The sequence below is a fragment of the Paenibacillus sp. JL3B1040 genome, from assembly GCF_057063165.1.
The window spans coordinates 5,638,151-5,658,673 of the sequence record NZ_CM169317.1 but is presented as its reverse complement, the minus strand read 5'-3'; the positions used below and the strand labels follow the sequence as shown (position 1 = coordinate 5,658,673).

17 protein-coding genes are annotated in these 20,523 nt (G+C 54.8%); 14 read left to right on the top strand and 3 right to left on the bottom strand.

Features of this window, described 5'->3' with window-relative positions; translation table 11 throughout:
* Positions 1-69: 69 nt before the first annotated feature.
* From ACZF99_RS25955 to ACZF99_RS25945, 3 genes are all read left to right on the top strand, one after another.
* Entirely contained in the window at positions 70-537 is a 468-nt protein-coding gene (locus ACZF99_RS25955) for a helix-turn-helix transcriptional regulator (protein WP_483607754.1), read from the top strand.
* A gap of 74 nt (positions 538-611) precedes the next feature.
* Complete coding sequence (locus tag ACZF99_RS25950) at positions 612-2,996, top strand: phosphoketolase family protein (protein ID WP_483607753.1); 2,385 nt, start codon at positions 612-614, stop codon at positions 2,994-2,996.
* Positions 2,997-3,227: 231 nt separating this feature from the next.
* Positions 3,228-3,713 carry a pyridoxamine 5'-phosphate oxidase family protein gene (locus ACZF99_RS25945; RefSeq protein ID WP_483607752.1) on the top strand — a complete coding sequence of 162 codons (486 nt, stop codon included), beginning with the start codon at positions 3,228-3,230 and terminating at the stop codon, positions 3,711-3,713.
* 117 nt (positions 3,714-3,830) lie between these two features.
* On the opposite strand, the gene ACZF99_RS25940 is transcribed toward ACZF99_RS25945, so the two are convergent.
* From ACZF99_RS25940 to ACZF99_RS25930, 3 genes are all read right to left on the bottom strand, one after another.
* Positions 3,831-4,778: a GGDEF domain-containing protein gene (locus ACZF99_RS25940; protein WP_483607751.1), complete on the bottom strand. Its 948-nt coding sequence runs from the start codon at positions 4,776-4,778 to the stop codon at positions 3,831-3,833.
* Between the two features lie 42 nt (positions 4,779-4,820).
* Complete coding sequence (locus ACZF99_RS25935; RefSeq protein ID WP_483607750.1) at positions 4,821-5,681, bottom strand: EAL domain-containing protein; 861 nt, start codon at positions 5,679-5,681, stop codon at positions 4,821-4,823.
* 236 nt (positions 5,682-5,917) lie between these two features.
* The gene (locus ACZF99_RS25930; protein ID WP_483607749.1) at positions 5,918-7,396 is read right to left on the bottom strand and encodes a DHA2 family efflux MFS transporter permease subunit; all 1,479 of its coding nucleotides are present in this window, start codon (positions 7,394-7,396) and stop codon (positions 5,918-5,920) included.
* 188 nt (positions 7,397-7,584) lie between these two features.
* On the opposite strand from ACZF99_RS25930, the gene ACZF99_RS25925 reads away from it, so the two are divergent.
* From ACZF99_RS25925 to ACZF99_RS25875, 11 genes are all read left to right on the top strand, one after another.
* The gene (locus ACZF99_RS25925; protein WP_483607748.1) at positions 7,585-8,154 is read left to right on the top strand and encodes a TetR/AcrR family transcriptional regulator; all 570 of its coding nucleotides are present in this window, start codon (positions 7,585-7,587) and stop codon (positions 8,152-8,154) included.
* Positions 8,155-8,172: 18 nt separating this feature from the next.
* Entirely contained in the window at positions 8,173-8,874 is a 702-nt protein-coding gene (locus ACZF99_RS25920) for an ABC transporter ATP-binding protein (RefSeq protein WP_483607747.1), read from the top strand.
* Positions 8,875-8,877: 3 nt separating this feature from the next.
* Positions 8,878-11,436, top strand: coding sequence for an ABC transporter permease (locus tag ACZF99_RS25915; RefSeq protein WP_483607746.1), 2,559 nt, complete (start codon positions 8,878-8,880; stop codon positions 11,434-11,436).
* A gap of 429 nt (positions 11,437-11,865) precedes the next feature.
* A complete protein-coding gene (locus ACZF99_RS25910; RefSeq protein ID WP_483607745.1) occupies positions 11,866-13,050 on the top strand; it encodes a glycerate kinase family protein in 1,185 nt (394 codons plus the stop codon).
* A 31-nt stretch (positions 13,051-13,081) separates the two neighbouring features.
* Positions 13,082-14,449 (top strand): glucarate dehydratase, encoded by a 1,368-nt coding sequence (gene gudD, locus ACZF99_RS25905; protein WP_483607744.1) that lies wholly within the window; start codon positions 13,082-13,084, stop codon positions 14,447-14,449.
* A gap of 43 nt (positions 14,450-14,492) precedes the next feature.
* Complete coding sequence (gene garR, locus ACZF99_RS25900; protein ID WP_483607743.1) at positions 14,493-15,380, top strand: 2-hydroxy-3-oxopropionate reductase; 888 nt, start codon at positions 14,493-14,495, stop codon at positions 15,378-15,380.
* Positions 15,381-15,651: 271 nt separating this feature from the next.
* Positions 15,652-16,548, top strand: coding sequence for a 4-hydroxy-tetrahydrodipicolinate synthase (gene dapA / locus ACZF99_RS25895; RefSeq protein WP_483607742.1), 897 nt, complete (start codon positions 15,652-15,654; stop codon positions 16,546-16,548).
* Between the two features lie 113 nt (positions 16,549-16,661).
* Complete coding sequence (locus tag ACZF99_RS25890; RefSeq protein WP_483607741.1) at positions 16,662-17,810, top strand: CdaR family transcriptional regulator; 1,149 nt, start codon at positions 16,662-16,664, stop codon at positions 17,808-17,810.
* 41 nt (positions 17,811-17,851) lie between these two features.
* Entirely contained in the window at positions 17,852-18,187 is a 336-nt protein-coding gene (locus ACZF99_RS25885) for a hypothetical protein (protein WP_483607740.1), read from the top strand.
* Positions 18,114-19,541, top strand: a complete 1,428-nt coding sequence (locus tag ACZF99_RS25880) for an extracellular solute-binding protein (RefSeq protein WP_483607739.1) — start codon at positions 18,114-18,116, stop codon at positions 19,539-19,541. The genes ACZF99_RS25885 and ACZF99_RS25880 overlap by 74 nt, the downstream gene beginning before the upstream one ends.
* A gap of 18 nt (positions 19,542-19,559) precedes the next feature.
* On the top strand, positions 19,560-20,480 hold the full coding sequence (locus ACZF99_RS25875) for a carbohydrate ABC transporter permease (protein ID WP_483607738.1): 921 nt from the start codon (positions 19,560-19,562) through the stop codon (positions 20,478-20,480).
* Positions 20,481-20,523 lie beyond the last annotated feature (43 nt).

Below are 20,523 nucleotides of genomic sequence, written 5' to 3'. Positions count from 1 at the left end.
TTGTCAGGATTATTCTTTTAACCTAGGACACAGATCATCGTACATTACGGACCCAAGGGGGCTGACCGCATGAGATTGGATCGTTTGCTTGGAATCACGCTGGAACTGATGGCCAAGAAAAGGGTCACCGCAGCGGAGCTGGCTGAGAAATTCGAAGTATCGATACGGACCGTCTATCGCGATGTTGATCTGATTAATCAGTCGGGCATCCCGGTTGCATCTTTCTCCGGCGCGGATGGAGGGTTCGAGTTAATGAACGGTTTCTTCTTAACGCGGCAGCATTTCTCGGTCGATGACTTGTCGGTGATCTATACGTTATTAAAGGCGATGGAAGGGACGATGGGGAATGCCGTGGTACCCGCCATGCGAAAGCTGGTTAGCCTCAGTCCGGGACTGGCGAATGAAGCACAACGACTCGGTTTCTTAACGGAACGAGACGGCCTTTTTTCATTCGGCGGACCGGTCAATTTTCAAAGTATGTTCAATATTTCACATAATTGGACCGTATCAATTTTAAAAAAGGACGCTATTATATAATTATAGGTGAAATTATTCACAATATGGATTGTCGAACGAAATCGGAAACAGACAAACACAAAGGAGTGGAAGAAATGGCATTTACGGTGTCGCAAGTCGATTATTCCTCCAAAACGTATTTGGCCAAGCTGGACGCTTATTGGCGTGCTGCGAACTATATCTCGGTGGGGCAGTTGTACCTGAAGGACAACCCGCTGCTGCTGAAACCGTTGAAGGAGTCGGACGTGAAGGTGAAGCCGATCGGACACTGGGGGACCATTCCGGGGCAAAACTTTATTTACGCCCATCTCAACCGGGTTATCTGCAAATACGATCTGGATATGTTCTATATCGAAGGACCGGGCCACGGCGGGCAGGTGATGGTATCGAACTCCTACCTGGACGGCAGCTACACGGAGATCTATCCGGAAATTACGCAGGATCTCCAGGGGATGAAGAAGTTGTTCAAGCAGTTCTCCTTCCCGGGCGGGGTTGCGTCTCATGCCGCGCCGGAAACGCCGGGTTCGATTCATGAAGGCGGGGAATTGGGGTATTCGCTTTCCCACGGCGTGGGGGCGATTCTGGACCATCCGAACCTGATTTCGGCGGTGGTCGTCGGCGACGGGGAGGCCGAAACCGGCCCGCTGGCGGCATCGTGGTTCTCCAACCGATTCATCAACCCGATCACGGACGGGGCCGTGCTGCCGATTCTGCACCTGAACGGATTCAAGATCAGCAACCCGACGATCCTGTCCCGCCAAACGAATGAAGAAATGACCGCTTACTTCAAAGGCATGGGCTGGGAGCCGATTTTCGTTGAAGGCGAAGATCCGGAGTTGATGCATCCGGCGATGGCGAAAGCACTGGACACGATCGTCGAGAAAATCCAAGCCATCCAAAAGCATGCGCGCGAAACCGGGGATGCTACCCGTCCGGTATGGCCGATGCTGGTATTCCGTTCCCCGAAAGGCTGGACGGGACCGAAGGAATGGGGCGGCGTGCCGAACGAAAATTCGTTCCGTGCCCACCAAGTGCCGATTCCGGTAGACCAAAAGAACATGCAGCACGCTCCGGCTTTGCTGGAATGGATGAAGAGCTACCGTCCGGAGGAGCTGTTCTACGAGAACGGCCGCTTGAAAGACGAACTCGTCGAAATTTTGCCGAAGGGCAACCGCCGCATGGGCAAAAATCCGGTCACCGACGCCGGACGTCTGGTGAAGGATTTGCGTCTCCCGAATTTTCGGGACTTCGCGCTGGATAACTCCGTACCGGGCAAGGTGGTCGCCCAAGACATGTCCGTGCTGGGCAAATACGTGGCCGAGGTCGTGCGGCTGAACGAAGCGAACAAGAACTTCCGCATCTTCGGGCCGGACGAAACGATGTCCAACCGACTTGGACCGGTGTTCGACGTCACCAAGCGCCAATGGCTCGACGCCGTGAAGGAGCCGAACGACGAATTTCTGGCTTCCTACGGCCGCGTCATCGATTCGCAGCTGTCCGAGCATCAGGCGGAAGGCCTGCTCGAAGGGTACGTGCTGACCGGGCGCCACGGCTTTTTCGCCAGCTACGAAGCGTTCCTGCGTGTCGTCGATTCGATGATCACCCAACACTTCAAATGGTTGCGCAAAGCGACCGATCATGGCTGGCGCGGGAAGATTCCGTCCCTGAACGTCGTGGCCACGTCGACGGTGTTCCAGCAGGATCACAACGGCTACACGCACCAGGATCCGGGCCTGCTCGGCCATCTGGCCGACAAGAAGCCGGAGTTTATCCGCGAGTATTTGCCGGCGGACGCCAATACGCTGCTGGCCGTGTTTGACCGAATTCTGAACGATCGTCAGAAGATCAATCTGGTCGTCTCCTCCAAACATCCTCGCCCGCAATGGTTTACGGCCGATGAAGCCGTAGAGCTGGTGGATCAAGGCTTGAAAATCATCGATTGGGCCAGCACCGATCAAGGCGGCGAGCCGGACATCGTGTTGGCTTCCTCCGGCACGGAGCCGACGATGGAGAGCTTGGCTGCGATCAGCATGTTGCATGAGAAATTGCCGGAGTTGAAAATCCGTTACATCAATGTGGTCGATTTGCTGAAGCTGAGAAGCCGGAAGCTCGATCCGCGCGGCTTGTCCGATGACGAATTCGACGCGTTCTTCACCAAAGACAAGCCGGTCGTATTCGCGTTCCACGGTTATGAAGGCCTGATCAAGGACCTGTTCTTCGACCGCCGCAACCATAACCTGCATGTCCACGGGTACCGGGAAAACGGCGACATCACAACGCCGTTCGATATGCGCGTAGTGAACCAAATGGACCGGTTCGACCTGGTCAAGGAGGCGGTACTGAGCCTGCCGAACGCGGAGCAATACGCTTCGATTGCCGCCGAGATGGACGCGATGGTGAAGAAGCACCATGCCTACATCCGCGAGGAAGGCGTCGACCTGCCGGAAGTGGAAAACTGGGTTTGGAAACCGCTGAAATAAGCCGCGTTGCAAGGAGAATGAGGAAGCCCGCCCCCTTTTGGGAGCGGGCTTTTTGGTGGTGTTGCTGGCGTTGTTGCTGGTGGTGAACCGGCATAGGCGGCTAAGAGGCCGACAAAAGGATGTAGTAGCCGGCGGCAGGTTGCCGCTTGGCCATTGTTTATTTTTTCCGTCATCGGTTCAACCTAACAGGGGAGCCATGCCCCCCAATAACCCATATGGAGTGAACTAGTCATGACAAACGACCAGGCTGCGCACCGGGAAGCCGTGGAGACGGTCCGGAAATTGATCAAAGGCATCGACATCGCTATGCTGACAACCGTCACGCAGGAAGGTCTGGTGTCGCGTCCGATGAAAACCCAAGAGGTTGAATTCGACGGCGATCTGTGGTTCCTGACGAAAGAGGAGACGGATAAATACACCCAGCTCAAGCAACATTCAAACGTCAACGTGTCGTACGTGGGGGATTCCTACGTATCGGTACGCGGAACCGCGGAAGTGGTCAACGACCGGGAGAAGATCCGGCAATTCTGGAACCCCGCTTACGCCAAATTCCTGCACACGACCAGCGACGACCCGAATCTGATTCTGATCAAAGTGAAAGCCGAAGCGGCGGAATACTGGGAAACCGGCAATCTCGTCAAAATGATCAAGCGTATGTTCTCCCAGTTGACAGGAAATGAGACGGAAACCGAATTGAACAAAACGGTGAAGTTATAGGGCGGTGCGGAAAATTCAAGGCACGGGCAGCAGGCAATCGGTTCCTGCGGCTCGTGCCTTAACTGATATCCAAGGGCAGCTAAAGGCAGGAAGTAAGGGCCAGGCCAAGGCGTACGGCTAATTGGCGATGCTCACGCTGCCGGGCCGGGATTTGCAGATTTTCTTCATTCGGGTAGCTTCCTCAATGATGTGCTCGATGCTCTCGAAGCTGCGGGTTCGGTTCGTCACCACCGCGATGGAGATGGATACGAGGGGAATCGGGCCGTAGACGCCGGAACGCCCTTCGCCCAGGACGTAGTTGTTCTTCAGGTCTTCTTTGCTGTAGTAATCCTTCTTCATGGCTTCAAAGCCATCGATGATTTTGCTGCAGGCGAACGAATAATTGTGATGGTTCAAGATGGCGATGAAGTCGTCGCCGCCGATATGGCCGAGGAAGGAACCCTGCCCGGAAAACGGCTCGCGCAATAAATTGGCCGTCGCTTGGATCAGCGCATCGCCCATTTTGAAGCCGTAGCTGTCGTTGTAGGATTTGAAATGATCGAGATCGATGTAGAGGACGCTGAATTGCTCTTGCCGGGAGGATTGCTGCAGGCGGTCGTCGATCAGCCGATTGCCGGGGAGTCCGGTCAGCGGGTTAAGGAAGCTCGCCATCTCCGCCCGAATGTTGGCCACTTCCAGCAGCAGGCGGCGGATGCTGACGAATCCGTGCAGCCGGCCGTCCCGTAGGACCAGAACGCCGTCGTACAGTTCTTCCTCGGACCGGTTCATCGCGCGGATGCTGACCTCCGTAATCGGCTCGTCCCATTCCACGACGAGCGGACGAGGGTTTACAACGAGCTTGACGGGGCGGCCCATATAGATGTGGTAGCCATATTGAGTGCCCAGCAACTGGTAAAAGCGGGCTCGCATCAACAGCGCCGGACTATTGTCTTCGCCGACCGCCGCAATGCCCTCCAGATGGGGATGTTGTTTAAACAAATTGTCGACCAATCCGCATTTCGTATCGGGCGCGACGATCGGGATCGTCTCCGCGATTTCGCCGATGTTCGTCAACAAGTCGTACACCTCCCCCTCAACCTGCCATTGCCGTACCGGTATGGCAGTCCCCTATGGCTTTTGCGGTAAAACGTCGTTTCCCATTTCCGTAGCGGGTTTGCCGAGCGCATACCCTTGCCCGTATTCGATTCCTTCCCGCTGAAGAAACGCGAGTTCTTCCGGTTCCTCGATGCCCTCGGCGATGATGTGCGTGCCGGATTCGGCCGCAAACTCCTGGAGCAGCTTCACGATGCGTTGTTGATTGGGGTGAAGGTGAAGATGCCGGATCAGGGACTTGTCGATTTTGATGAATTCGGGCTTCAAGCTGACGATTGCCTTCAGGCTGTTATAGCCGGAGCCGGCATCGTCGATCGCGATGCGAAATCCTTGGGAGCGGTAATGCGACAAAATGCGTTCGAAGGCGACATAGTCATGAACCGCCTGTTTCTCGGTCAACTCGAACACGACCTGCTGCGGCGATAAACCGTACCGGGACAATAGCTGGATCGTTTCGCCGCTTCGGTAACCGGGGTCCGACAGCACCTGCGGATGGATATTGACGAACACGAGGGTGTCCACGGGTTTGCGCGACCGGATCAGGGCGAGCCGGAACCGGTTGAAGGAGATGTCGCGGCAAAAACGTTCGAACGCAAACACTTGGTCCGTATGCCCGATGAAGTCGTAAAAAGACTCGGTATGGGGAAATAAGGGCGTTACCGGCGGACGGTTCAGCACTTCATATCCGAGACAGGTTCCTTCCTGCAGGTTCAGAATCGGCTGGAAATACGTCGTCAGCGTCTGGTTCCGGATGATCCGCTGCAAGGCATGGAACCTCCGGCAAGATTTCCAGTACAGCCGTGTGGCGCGGTAAAAGTAGGTCATGTAGTGATACAGACCGCTATTCGCCTCGGAGGGAGAGAGCGGCGTTTTCATGTCGGATTCATCCTTTAGGCCCATATAATCGAGACCGGGACTTCGCAAGGCTTGTCTCTATAGTCCGATCGTATCATGATCCGGGCATTTTGGCGTAAACGGCACGTTAACGCGATGTAAAATCTGACTCGTTTTAGCCCGTGAACATCGAATAAATTCATTGAATATCCGGGATAGGGCATAACCAACCCGAAAAAGGCGCCCGGGCCCGGAGATGGGGGCCGGTCGCCTTCACTTTAGGATTCTTCAACGGGGTGTGATACCGTCTCACTAATTTTTTTCGGGCCGGCTTCTCCCTTTCGGTTCGGTATGAAGATCGTTACGGCGAGAATCAAGACGCTTAGGACGGCCATGCAGAGATAAGCGTCGTTCGTGCCGAGGATCGATGACATCTCCTTCACTTGAGCTTCGGAAAGCGCCTGGCCGGATTCCATCAATCCGGCGGCGTGGACTTTCGTTCTTGCCGTATAAATCGTGACGATCAATGCCGTCCCCATCGCCCCCGCCACTTGCCGGACCGTATTCGTTACGGCCGAACCGTGAGCATTCAAATGCTTTGGAAGTGCATTCAGTCCGGCCGTATTGAGCGGCATCGTCAGGAAGCTTAAACCGATTCGCAAGAGGATCGTGCGCACGACCAGATAGGTGTACGTCGTCGTTTCGGTTAAATGTGTTACTCCCCAGACGGCGGGAACCGTAAACAGCAGCCCGATGATCGCGATGGGCTTCACTCCGAATCTATCCAGTAAACGTCCGGAGACCGGCGACAATAACGCATTGATCAAGGCTCCCGGCAACAGAAGCAAACCGGTTTCCAGCACCGAAAACCCCCGGCTGGCTTGCAGGTACATCGGCAGCAAAATCATGTCCGCGTACATAACCATCATGATCAAAATGCTGATGATCGTCGTGATCGTATACATTTTGTCTTGGAACACCCTTAAATTCATGAGCGGGGCGGAAGAGGTCAATTGCCGCCGGCAGAACAGGACCAGAAACAGTCCGCCGACGATTAAGCAGGACAATACTTCCGCGCTGCCCCAGCCTTGATTGCCCGCATTGCTGAAGCCAAACAGGATGCCGCCAAAGCCCGCGGTCGAGTAGATCATGCTGACGAGGTCCAGCTTCGGCTTCGAGGTCTCCGAGACATTGACCAAATATTTAAGGGCCAACGGAATCACGATCGCGACCGGCGGCAGCATCCCGATAAAGATCCACCGCCAGGAGAGGTGTTCGATGACGAAGCCGGCCAAGGTCGGGCCGATGGCGGGGGCAACGATCATGGCGAGGCCGATGAGGCCCATGGCCGCTCCGCGTCCTTCCCTGGGGAACACCACCAGCACGACCATCATCAGCAAAGGCATGATAATGCCGGCGCCCGCCGCTTGAATCAGCCGCCCTGTCAAAAGAAACGGAAAGCTGGGTGCAATGGCGTTGATGAACGTGCCAACGAGCAGCAGGAGCATGGAGCTGACAAACAACTGCCGGGTCGTAAACCGCTGCATCAGAAACGCCGTGACCGGAACGAGAATGCCGTTCACCAACATGAAGCCGGTAATCAGCCATTGAACGGTCGTAGCGTTAATCTCGAATTCCATCATCAAGTCGGGTAAGGCGACATTGAGAATTGTCTGGTTCAAGATCGATAGGAATGAGCCCAGCAGCAGAACGGGCATCAGGATTTTTTTATTCACCTGCGGGGTTGAGGTATTCAAGGGTGTGCTCCTTTCGAGGCTGTCAACTAATTGACGAGTCGTCGAGTAATTGATATTCTGTCGATAAAAAATAGTACCATGCAACTGCGCAAAAGACCATTTACACTTTACGGAGAAATGTAGACTAAACGACATATAAACAGGAAGATGTCGAATATGTGGAAGATGATCATCAAAGGAGAGATGAGATGTCTACTAATCGCGAAGAGAAGGTGGATCCCCGGATCACCCGAACCAAACGGATGTTCAGGGAGGCGCTGATCGCGCTGCTGCAAGAGAACGCGGATCCGCGTAAAATCACCGTGCAGGGGTTGGCGAGTCGTGCGGGATTAAACCGGGCTACGTTTTATTTGCATTACCGTGACGTGGAAGATTTGCTGGAGCAGTTGACGAAGGAAGTGCTGGACGAGTTGGCCCGAAGAATGCGTCCGCTCACCGAGAACGGCCCGTCCAAGAACCCATCGCCGCTGGTTTCCTTTTTGGAGCAGATCTACGAGAACGCGCCGTTATTTCGGGTATTAATGGAAAATAAAGAGTTTCGCCATCGGTTGTTTGCGATCCTCACCGATATCGTTTCGCTTCGCCGGGAGCGGAGGAAATCGGTGGATCCTGCGAAGCAGGTTCCTATCCCGATCGTTGCCGCCTCGTCGCTAGGCATCGTCTCGTGGTGGATCGAAGAAGGTACCCCTTATAGTCCGAGCTACCTAGCCAACCAAATTAACCAGATATATAGAAAGAACGGTAACATCAAGGTTTAGCGTAAAGGAGAGAATCAGGTGGCATATATCGAATTCAATCAGGTGATTAAGGAATACGATTCCGAAGGGGTGGCCATCCGGGCGCTCGATGGGGCAAGCCTTTCGATCGAACAAGGGGAGTTTGCGGTCATTTTGGGCGCTTCCGGCGCCGGCAAGACGACGGCCTTGAATATCTTGGGCGGAATGGACACCGCTACGTCGGGCGATGTCATCGTGGACGGTGAAGTCGTCTCCAAATACAACCCCAAGCAGTTGGTTGGGTATCGCCGGACGGACATCGGCTTCGTGTTCCAATTCTATAACCTGGTGCCCAATTTGACCGCACTGGAGAACGTGGAACTGGCCGCCCAGATTTGCGAGCGTTCGCTTGACGCGGGCGAAACGTTGGCTAAAGTCGGGCTTGCGGATCGAATGAACCATTTTCCCGCCCAGTTGTCCGGCGGCGAGCAGCAGCGCGTATCCATCGCGCGCGCCCTTGCCAAGAATCCCAAGCTGCTGCTGTGCGATGAACCGACAGGTGCACTGGATTACAATACCGGAAAGCAGATTTTGCAGCTATTGCAGGATACCTGCCGCCGGGAGCGTATCACGGTTCTTCTGATTACGCACAACTCCGCGCTGGCCCCCATGGCCGATCGGGTCATACATTTCAGAAGCGGCAAGGTTGTAAAGACTGCGCGAAACGAGCAGCCTGTACCCATTGCGCAGATCGAGTGGTAAGTCATGAACAAAGCATACTACAAGGATATTTTGCGCTCCGTTCAAAAGGGTTGGAAACGTTTCTTGTCCATTATGCTCATCACGGCGCTGGGTGTGGCCATGCTGACGGGCTTGTACGCGGCTTGTCTCGATATGTACTACTCGGCGGATCAATTTTATGACGAGCAAAAGTTGTTCGACATCCGGGTCTTGTCCACGCTGGGGCTGACGGAAGAAGACGTCCGGGCCTTGGCGCAAGTAGACGGCGTCGAAACCGCGGAAGGCGGATACAGCGAGACGGTCCACACGGATGTGGATGGAATCCGCAAGAGCGCGGAAATGACCGTGCTGAGTCCGAGGGGGCTCAATGCACCTTACTTGCTGGACGGAGCTTTGCCAAGCAAAGCAGGGGAGATCGCCGTTACCCAAAAATACTTGGACGAAAGCGGCAAATCCATCGGCAACGCCTTGACCCTGGATGAGGAAACCGAGAAAGACAACGGCGAACCCGGCGGAGATTGGGATCTGGAGATGAACTTGGGGGAAGAGAAGACTTCGGCCTTTGCCAATACGAGGTTCACCGTTGTTGGTGCGGTGCTGGACCCCATGGACATCCAGGGAAGCGGCGCCAAGAATATTTTCCGTGCTGCCGCATCCTCGGACTATACGTTTTTTGTCGCGGCCGCCGACGCAAGCAGCGATATTTTTACTGCGGTACATCTTGTGTTGGATGGAACGCGGGAGATGGACAGCTACTCCGATGAATATGAGTATACGGTCCGGACCGTCATCCGTCAGATCGAAAACCGTATCAAAGCGCCGCGGGAACAAGCGCGTTATGATTCCGTCATGCTGGAGGCGCGGAAGAAACTCGAGGCCGCCGGGGCGCCCATGGACGCGAAATTTGCGGAGCTGGACAAGATGGAGATGACCCGCTGGTACATCCAGGACCGAACCTCGATCGACAGCTATTCCAGCCTGACGAACGATTTGTCCTCCATCGAAGCGGTCGGAAAAGTATTCCCGGTGATTTTTTTGCTTGTGGCCATCCTCATGAGCCTTACCGCAATGACCCGGATGGTAGAGGAAGAACGTGGACTGATCGGGACTTACAAGGCCTTGGGTTACGGAAACGGCGCCGTCTACCGCAAATACCTGCTGTTTGCTTTTATGGCTTGCCTGCTAGGCGGGATCTTGGGTGATTTGTTTGGCTTTGTGTTCATGCCTCAATTCGTATCGATTATTATGGAGGAATTGTACAGCCTCCCTCATATTAATCTGCGTTTTGACCTGCCCTATGGCGTGGGGGGCGTCCTGCTGTTTATCCTGGGGATCTTGGGCGCAACGGTGCTCGCCTGCCGCAGCGAACTGGCCAAAATGCCTTCGGCGCTCATGCGCCCTAAGGCTCCGCGTGCAGGGTCCCGCGTATTTTTGGAACGCATCCCCGCGGTCTGGAGCCGCCTTAAATTCCTGAACAAGGTGACCGTTCGGAATTTGTTCCGGTACAAAAAGCGTCTGTTCATGACGGTGGGAGGAATTATGGGCTGCACCGCCCTGATTCTCTGCGGTTTTGCCATTAAAGATTCGATTGAGGACTTGGCGCCAAAGCAGTATGAGAACATCTACCAGTATGATTTGATGGCCGTTTTTGCAGACGAGGCGAACGACGACTTCGTCCGGCAGATGTCCGGCGACAGCCGAATCGATGACGTTCTGAATTTGCGGATGGAGAGCGTGAAGGTGATCAATGCCGATGAGGATGGCGAAAAGGTGCAGTTGATGGTGATCCCGGACGAGTCAGCTTTCAACGATTACATTCACATCGAGAATCTGAAGGGCAAGCGGGTCGCTCCAGGTGAAGACGGCATTTTGATCACGCGGAATGCGGCGCGAATTCTGGGTCTTAAACCGGGCAGCTCCGTTTCATTGCAAGATATGGGGCTTGTGGAGCGCGAGACGGTCGTCTCGGATGTGGTGCAGAATTACTTGGGCAATAACGTATATATGACGCAGAATCTGTATGAGCAACTGTTCGGCAAGTATGCTCCGAATGGCGTGCTTGCGCATCTGTCGGTCGACGAAACGGAGCAGGCCGCTTATGCGGAGGCGCTTCTCCGGAACGATTCCGTGCTTTCCGCCGTCAGCACGGCCGCGTTAAGGGCGGATTTCGGCTTCGATCTGATCAATGCGGTAGTATTGTTAATCACGGTTATGGCGGGAGGACTCGCGTTTGTGGTGCTGTTTACGCTGTCGAATACGAATATCTCGGAACGCGTTCGGGAGCTTGCGACCATTAAGGTGCTGGGCTTCTATGATAAAGAAGTGCACCAATATGTGAATAAGGAATCGCTGATCTTGACGCTAATCGGTATTCTCATTGGATTGCCGGTCGGTCGGGTCCTCAGCGGATTCCTCACCACCGCGCTCAATATGCCGGCGATGTATTTCGCCGTGCACATCGAGCCGGTCAGCTATCTGATTTCAGCCATGATCACCTTCTGCTTTGCCGTCGTCGTCAATTGGATGACAAACCGCACGCTTAACCGCATTAACATGGTAGAAGCGCTAAAAAGTGTGGAATAAAAGCAAGAATAATGGAAAATCAAGAAGGACCGCAGGATGAACTGCGGTCCTTCTTGGCGTAGTGGAAGGCGAAACGCCAGTAGCCCCTGCAGTGAAGCAAACTTTAACGCAGGATAGCGCGCTGTTGTGCCAACGTCCAATTTTTGACGACAAAATGCCCGTAACATTGTGGACGGGTAACAATGTCGAGAAGTTGACGGAAGTGTATAGTTAAGCTATGCCGCAAATGAGCAAGTGTACCTCGCACCGCATCAAAGAAACGATCTTCCAGCGTGCAGATGATTGAAGTGCGGGGTGGTCCGGATGCGTGTGATGACGGGAGACCGAAAAAGGAATGAAACCAGCACATATGTAAGCGCCATCAAGGATGGCCATGGCAAATCGGTGCCGGGTCGTTTTCAGGCAAAGAGGATCGGTAGGAGTGATAGGATGAACATTTTAATCGTGCCCGACTCTTACAAAGGGAGTCTCAGCTCCAAAGAAGTGGCGGATTGCATGGAGCAAGGCATTTTGGAGGTGCTGCCCGAAGCGATGGTGCGCAAAATTCCGATCGCCGATGGCGGGGAAGGCACTGTGGAGGCGATCCTCAGCGTGACCCGCGGGGAGTCGCGCCAATTGGAGGTCATCGGTCCGTTTGGTGATCCGGTAACCGCGGTGTACGGAATATATGACGAAGGGCGCTCTGCCGTGGTGGAAATGGCTTCCGCATCGGGCCTTACGCTCGTGACTAAAGATAGATTGAATCCGTGGCTAGCGACGACTTACGGTACAGGGCAAGTCATTAAAGCGGCGCTTGAGGCCGGCGTGCGGAAGCTGGTGATCGGCATCGGCGGAAGCGCCACCAATGATGGCGGCGTCGGCATGGCCCAGGCGCTCGGGGTCCGCTTCTTGGATGAAGCGGGAGAGGAGATCGGATTCGGCGGCGGGGAGCTTCATCGCATCCGCTCGATTGATACGAGTCGAGTTCATCCGGCCGTGGCGGGTTGCGAGGTAACGATCGCCAGCGACGTGACGAATCCGTTATGCGGAGAGAAGGGAGCGGCCCAGGTCTTCGGCCCGCAAAAGGGGGCCACTCCGGAAATGGTCGTCAAGCTCGACGCGGGCTTGAAGCATCTGGCTTCGATCATCCGGGAGCAGCTTGGCATCGACATTGAAAATATAGCGGGAGCGGGAGCCGCCGGGGGACTTGGCGCCGGACTCATGGCTTTTCTGAACGCGAAGATGGCCCGGGGCATCGATATTGTGCTCGAGGCCGCGCATTTTGACGAGGTGGTTCGGGATGCCGACCTCGTATTCACCGGAGAAGGCCGAACCGACGCCCAGACGGTGTTCGGGAAGACGCCGGCCGGGGTGGCCAAGCTGTCCAAAAAGTACAACAAGCCGGTCATCTGCATATCCGGAGGCGTTACGGCGGAGGCTTTCGAAGTCTACGGCTTCGGCATCGATGTGGTTGTCGGAGCGACGCAGGTTCCCATGACGCTGGAGGAGGCCATCGGCAGAGCCCCTGCCAATATTCGCAATGCCGTCTCCTCCGTATTGCGGGCCATTCTCATTCCGGAGAAATACGGAATCGGAAATTTCATGAGTCTGCCTAAGGTCGGAGCAGATCGCTAATCTATTATTTTTGAACACGGAGGCTCTTACCATGATGAACGAGGCATCTAAACAGGAACAGGCTTCACCTACGGGAACGCCGATCATTACGGATATGACGGTCATTCCTGTGGCGGGTCGGGACAGCATGCTGCTGAATCTCAGCGGTGCGCACGGCCCCTATTTCACGCGCAATATCGTGATTTTGAAGGATAGCTCGGGCCAGACCGGCGTCGGCGAGGTGCCCGGAGGGGAAAACATACGCCAAACGCTGGAGGATTCGCGCGACTTGGTTGTCGGTCAGTCGATCGGGAGATACAACTATATCCTGAATCGAATGCGGATCGCCTTCGAGGACCGCGACGCCGGCGGCCGGGGATTGCAAACCTTCGACCTTCGCGTGGCCATCCATGCCGTCACGGCGGTGGAAGCCGCATTGCTGGATCTGGTCGGCAAATATCTCGGCGTTCCCGTGGCCGAGTTGCTTGGCGAGGGACAGCAGCGCAAAAAGGTAGAGATGCTGGGGTACCTGTTCTATATCGGCGACAGGAACAAAACCGATCTCCCCTATGCCGCCCCTAGTGAAAAGGGCGGAGCATGGTACCGTCTTCGCCGCGAAGAAGCCATGACGCCGGAAGCGGTTGTGCGTTTGGCCGAAGCCGCTTATGAGAAATACGGGTTCAACGATTTCAAGCTGAAGGGCGGGGTTCTGCGCGGGGAAGAAGAAATCGAGGCGGTCACCGCCTTGGCCGAACGCTTCCCCGACGCGCGGATCACCCTTGACCCGAACGGCGGATGGCTGCTGAAGGATGCCGTTCGGCTATGCCGCGACAAGGGGCATGTGCTTGCCTATGCCGAGGATCCTTGCGGAGCGGAGGATGGATACTCGGGACGCGAGATCATGGCAGAGTTCCGAAAACAGACGGGACTTCCGACGGCTACGAATATGATCGCAACGGACTGGCGCCAGTTAGGGCACACCCTTTCTTTGCAATCCGTCGACATTCCGCTGGCCGATCCGCATTTCTGGACGATGCAGGGTTCGGTCCGCGTGGCGCAGCTTTGCCATGAGTGGGGGCTCACCTGGGGCTCGCATTCCAATAATCATTTCGATATTTCGCTGGCGATGTTCACGCATGTGGCGGCGGCGGCGCCGGGCGTCATTACGGCGATCGATACCCATTGGATTTGGCAGGAAGGGGAAGAGCGCCTGACGAAAGAGCCTTTGCCCATCGTCGATGGCATGGTGGACGTCCCGGATCGGCCGGGATTGGGCGTGGAAATCGACATGGAACAGATCCTGAAAGCCAACCGGTTGTACCAAAGCATGGGACTTGGTTCCCGAGATGATGCGGTGGCGATGCAGTACCTGATTCCGGGCTGGAAGTTTGACAACAAGCGCCCCTGCATGGTGCGTTAATTGTAATTTATTATTTTGGAAGGGTAAGAGGAGGAGTCTATCAATGAAAAAAGTAGGATTTATCGGACTTGGCATCATGGGAAAACCGATGAGCTTGAATTTGATCAAAGCCGGCTATTCGTTGGTCGTGATGGATCGGAATGCCGCGGTGTCGGAGGAACTGAAGGCCGCTGGCGCGGTTGTTGCCGGTTCTCCCCGGGAAGTGGCCGGACAAGCGGAAGTCGTGATTACGATGCTGCCGAACTCGCCGCACGTGAAGGAAGTCATTCTTGGCGAGAACGGGGTGATCGAAGGGGCTAAGCGGGGCACCGTTATCATCGATATGAGTTCCATCGCTCCGCTCGTCAGCCGGGAAATCGCCGCAGCGCTCGAAGAGCGAGGCATCTCCTTCCTGGATGCTCCGGTCAGCGGCGGAGAACCGAAAGCGATCGACGGCACCCTGTCCGTCATGGTGGGCGGGGACAAGAAACTGTTCGACGCGCATTATGACCTCTTGAAAGCGATGGCGGGGTCTGTCGTGCATACCGGCGATGTCGGCGCAGGCAACATTACCAAGTTGGCGAATCAAGTGATCGTCGCCTTGAACATTGCCGCCTTGTCCGAAGCGCTGGTCCTGGCCAATAAAGCCGGGGTTGAACCGGAGCTGGTATTCGAGGCGATTCGCGGCGGCTTGGCCGGCAGCACGGTTATGGAAGCGAAAGCGCCGCTGATGCTGGATCGGAAGTTCGACCCGGGGTTCCGGATCGATTTGCATATTAAGGATTTGACCAATGCGCTGGAGACTTCGCACGGCATTGGCGTGCCGCTGCCGCTTACCGCGTCGGTGCTGGAAATGATGCATGCGCTCAAAGTGGACGGATTGGGAACCGCTGACCATGGCGCGCTGGTTCGTTACTACGAGAAGCTGGCCCAAACGGAAGTCAGACGCTAAAAGCCTCCGGCAAGCTAACGGACACCAGAAACGCTATTGGCCCGCTTTTGGGCCGTTTCCGATTCTATCACGGACCGAGGAGACCTTATTTCGGTCAAAAGCGGCTAAATGGTCGCCATGAGAGCCCAATAGGGTCTCTGGAGACCGTTACGGCGGGAAATAGCCGGGAAATGGACAAATAAGGTCATTACGGTCCGTTACGAAGTCGCGCTACGCGCTTCGGTGCTCATAACCTGACTTTTTGAACGCTGACTAAAAAGGAGATGCCGCTATGGATACCCGTTTTATACGCGGGGTGATTCCCCCGATCGTAACGCCGGTCGATGACCGGGAACGCCTGGATGAGCCGGGCTTGCGCCGCATTGTGGACCACGTGATTGATGGAGGGGTTCACGGGATTCTTGCGCTGGGCAGCAATGGAGAGTTCTTCGGCCTGGACCCGGAGGATCTGGAACGGGTTGTAGCCGTCACGGTCGAGCAGAGCGCGGGGAGGGTGCCGGTTTATGCCGGCATCGCCGCGATTGCGACAAGGGAGGGGGTCAAGCAAGCTCGTTTGTACGAAGAGCTTGGCGCTCAGGCCATTACGATTTTGCCTCCCATGTTCGTGACACCGAACGAGAACGAACTGCTCCAGCATTTCAAAAGGATCGCGGAGGCCACATCGCTGCCTGTCCTGCTGTATAACAATCCGGACAAGGTGGGCAATAACATCACGCCGGGGATGCTGGAGCGGCTTGCCGAGATCCCCAATATCGTCGGCATGAAGGACAGCAGCGGCGATCAGACGCTGACGGCAGAATATATCCGTCGCACAAGGGACAAGGGATTCAAGGTGCTGTCCGGCAGGGACATCATGATTTTAAGCACGCTCGTTTACGGCGGTGCCGGCTGCGTGGCCTCCACGGCTAACGTTGTTCCTAAGCTGGTTGTGGAAATATACGACAAGTACTTGGCCGGCGATATTGCGGGCGCTTTGGAGGCGCAATACAAGCTGGCGCCGTTGCGGACGGCCTGGAACCTTGGCAGTTTTCCCGTGGCCACCAAAGATGCCGTCAATTTGATTGGCCTTCAGGCAGGAAAACCCATACTCCCCAATACAAGTTGTTCTGAAGAAAACCTGGATAAAATCCGCAGAATCTTGGAGGAGATTGGCGATGAGTATGTCTAGCCGTCAACCCAAAAACTAATATCAATGAGCTTTAATCTGCGATATGATGAGCAGAGGTGGCCGGCTACGCTATCGTAGTCGGCCATTTCTATCGCTGTCAGGGGGGATTCTTGATGAAAATTACTACCGAGCTGGCATTGCCGATTGTAAGCCAACTGATGTCCGTCATGGACTTCAATGTCAACATCATGGATGAACAAGGCATCATCGTCGCCAGCGGGCAATCCGACCGCATCGGCCAGCAGCATGAAGGCGCATTGCAGGTCTTGTCTACGCAAACCCAACAATTGATCGGCGAGGAGGAGTGCCGGAGTCTGCCGGGCTCCAAGCCGGGGGTCAATCTGCCCATTGAATTTCAGGACAACGTGGTGGGCGTCGTGGGGATTACGGGCGACCCGGCCGAAGTGTACAAGTTCGGAACCATCATCAAAATGAACGTGGAGATTCTGTTGGAACAAATTCATATGAACAAACAGCTGCATTTCCGGAAAATGGCGCTGGAGGGCTTCATAATGGAATTGATTGCCCCCCATGACCTTCGGGAAAAAAAGCTGACCATGACCGCCCGTTCGCTCCAAATCGAGCTGAACCTGGAGCGGAGCGTGATCGTGGTGGAAATCGAGGAACTGAAATGGTCGGAAGAGACGGCCGGCGGCGACTTGCTACAGGGAATCCAGGAGCGGAAGGAACAATTTCTGAACGGTCTCAAAGCCCTTGTCGGTTTTCAGACGTTCTATGCCTATATCGAAGACGGGACGTTTTTTATCGCGGTTCCGACGGCGGAGCAACTGCACAAACCGACCTACTCCAAAATCGAGCAATATCTCAAAAAATTAGGCTATCGTTACTATATTGGTGTCGGACAACCTCGCAAGGGTCTTGCGGGTTATAAGGCATCTTATAATGAAGCGCGCTGCTGTATCCGGTTAAGCAGAAAATTTGCGCAGGAACCCAAGGCGACCTGCATCGATGACTGGGGAATCATTCCTTATCTCGATACGATCCCCCAGCCGACGCAAAAGGAATTTATGCAGAAATACAAATGGTCCGGGCAACTGAACGAAGACTACAAACAGACGCTTCGGACGTTTATGGACTGCAATCTGGACGTGAAAGAAACAGCGGCCCTGCTTCATGTGCATCGAAACACGCTGTTTTACCGGCTCGACAAAATCTCGCAACTGCTGCATATGGATTATCGCAAATTTAATGACCTCGTCAAAATCAAAATGCTGCTGACTTTTGAGCAGTTGCAGAAGTAAACGGAGCGAAGTTGTGCTGTAGTACAATTTTCCCGCGAAAAATGTCGCTGATTTTGGATAGGCAAACGATGTGGCTGCAGGAACCGAATGATATATTTTATCTATCGGGAAGCACGCTTACACCCGACGGTACTCGGCAGCACGCTCTTCGATGCGCGGTTGGCGGAAATGAAATCGGTAACAAAGGGGAGGAGCTCATCCCCGTGTCCGTGCCTATGCTTATAGAAAAGAGTGGAAGTGCTTTCATTCCAGCGGGGGTTGCGGAAAGCGTCTCATTGAACTTATTAACGGGAGGGACATTCTTTGAAAAAGACATTCTCAAGTCTACTGGCGGCAGTGATGGTATTTACGGTTTTGCTTACCGGATGCGGCTCTAAAGATAACAATAATGCCGCCGAATCCAATGCACCGTCCAATACTCCGGCAACGGAAGGGGCCGCCGACGGCGGCGATATTACCAAGAAGGTTCCTGAGGGACCGATGCTCATTAGTCCGCAGTTGATCGGCTATCAGAACGCCGAAATCGAAATCACCTGGCAGCCGAATCCGAGCCAGTCGCTGGAAGCGACATCGCCGGCCCGGGTCGAATACCTGACCAACAAAATGAAAGCCTGGATCGATGAACACCCCAACGTCAAAATTACGCCGATCAGTACATCCAACAACTCGAGCGACAATATGGCCAAGCTGCAGCTCAAGCTGTCCGAAGGCACCGCTCCGGACGTAGCCGCGGTGGATTCGTTCATGATGCCGACATTCGCCGAATACGCGCAGCCATTGAACGACGCTTTCGAAGCCAAGGGCATTTCGATCGACGATTATTTCCCGTTCATGCGCAGCACGATGCAACCGGGCGGGGAAGGCACGGATATTCTCAGCGATTGGTATACGACGGATGTTCGCGCTTTGTATTACAGAAAAGATTTGATCGACACTCCGCCGAAAACCGTCGACGAGCTGATCAGCACGGCCAAGCAGGTTCAGGAGAACAATAAAGGCGTGACCGGCCTGATTTATGTAGCCGGACGCAATGAAGGCGCCGTCAATAACCATCTCGGCATTTATTGGAGTCAGGGCTTCCCGCTGCTGAACGAAGACAATAGCCTGGCCTTCAAGGACGGGGAAGCGAAAACGGCGATGCTGAATTTCCTCTCGTTCTTCGAGAATACGGTGAAGGAAGGCGTGACACCGCAAAGAGTCGTGGAGTTTGATAAGGAATCGAACATGTTCGGCGATCTGACCACCGACAAATACGCGATGTTCATCGCTTCCAGCTCGGCTGTACCTCAGCTCAAGGAAATCATGGGCGCAGGCAAATTTGCGGAGAAATGGGGAGTCGCCGAACTGCCTGTGGTGAACCCGGGCGATGCCAGCACTTCCTCGGCGGGCGGCTGGACCAACGTGGTGTTCGCCAAGGATAAAATGAAAGCCGACCTGGCCGCGGATTTCGTCCTGAGCCTGTATTCGGACGCTTCGGCCGCCGGAGTGTGGTGCGAGATCGGAGGGTTCCTCCCGACCAAACGTTCGGTATTCGAAAGCACGCCTTCTTTTGCGGAGGACGAGTACTATAAGAGCTTCGCGTCCTATCTGGATCAAGCGCAAAGCCGGCCGCCGGTACCGGAGTACACCACGCTCTCGAGCGAACTGCAGGTAGCCATCGGCAATATCGTGACCGGCGCCGCAACGGCGGAAAAAGCGTTGCAGGATGTCATCAACAAAGCAGGCAAGTAATTTCAGGGAGTGAAACGCATGCTTCAAACCGCTACAGAACAACCCAAAAGGGGAGCTGGGCGCAAACTGCTCCAAGGACCGTTTTTATGGATTGCTCCGCTGGTCCTGGTGTTGCTGGTCACCTTCGTGTATCCGGCCTTTGAGGTGATCCGCTACAGCTTTACCGATGCATCGCTGACGGGAAAAGAGTATTCCTATACGTTCAGCTCTTACATGGATATTTTTCGCGATAAACAGGTCTATCAAACGTTGTGGACAACCTTTGTCTTCGTCTTCTTCAGCGTCGTCGGTCAGACGGTTTTGGGGCTTGCGATTGCGCTCGCCATCGTGAAAGGAGAGGAACTGAAACTTCGCGGCACGGTATTCGTAAGGGTGGTCACCTTGCTGGCCTGGGCCATTCCGGGCGTCATTATCGGGGTGATTTGGAAAATCTTCCTGAACGAGTCCGAATCCGGAATTTTGACCTCCATGCTTCACGCCGTCGGCATCGAAAACGTGACGTTCCTGACCGCCGCCGGCTCGGCGCTGGTCTGCACGATCATCGCCAACATCTGGAGAGGCACGGCCCAGAGCATGATTCTCTCCTACTCCGGACTGAAGACGATCTCCAAGGATATCCTGGAAGCGGCCGATATCGACGGGGCGTCGTCCTGGCAAAGATTGATTCACGTCACCATTCCGTCGATCATGTCGGTCATCTCGATCAATGTGATTCTGAACATTATCATGACGTTCAATACCTTTGACATGGTCATGTCGCTGACTTCCGGCGGTCCGGGCAATGCCACGGAGGTTCTGGCTTTAACCGCCTATAATCAGATTTTCGTGCATATGAATTTGGGCTCGGGTTCGGCTTACGCTACGATTCTTCTGTTGATCAACGGATTGATGGCGGCCTTCTACTTCTGGTTCCTGAGACGAGGCGGCGAAAACACCTGAATACTTAATCCGCGGGCGTGTGTATCCGAAGGGCTTCTTTCGG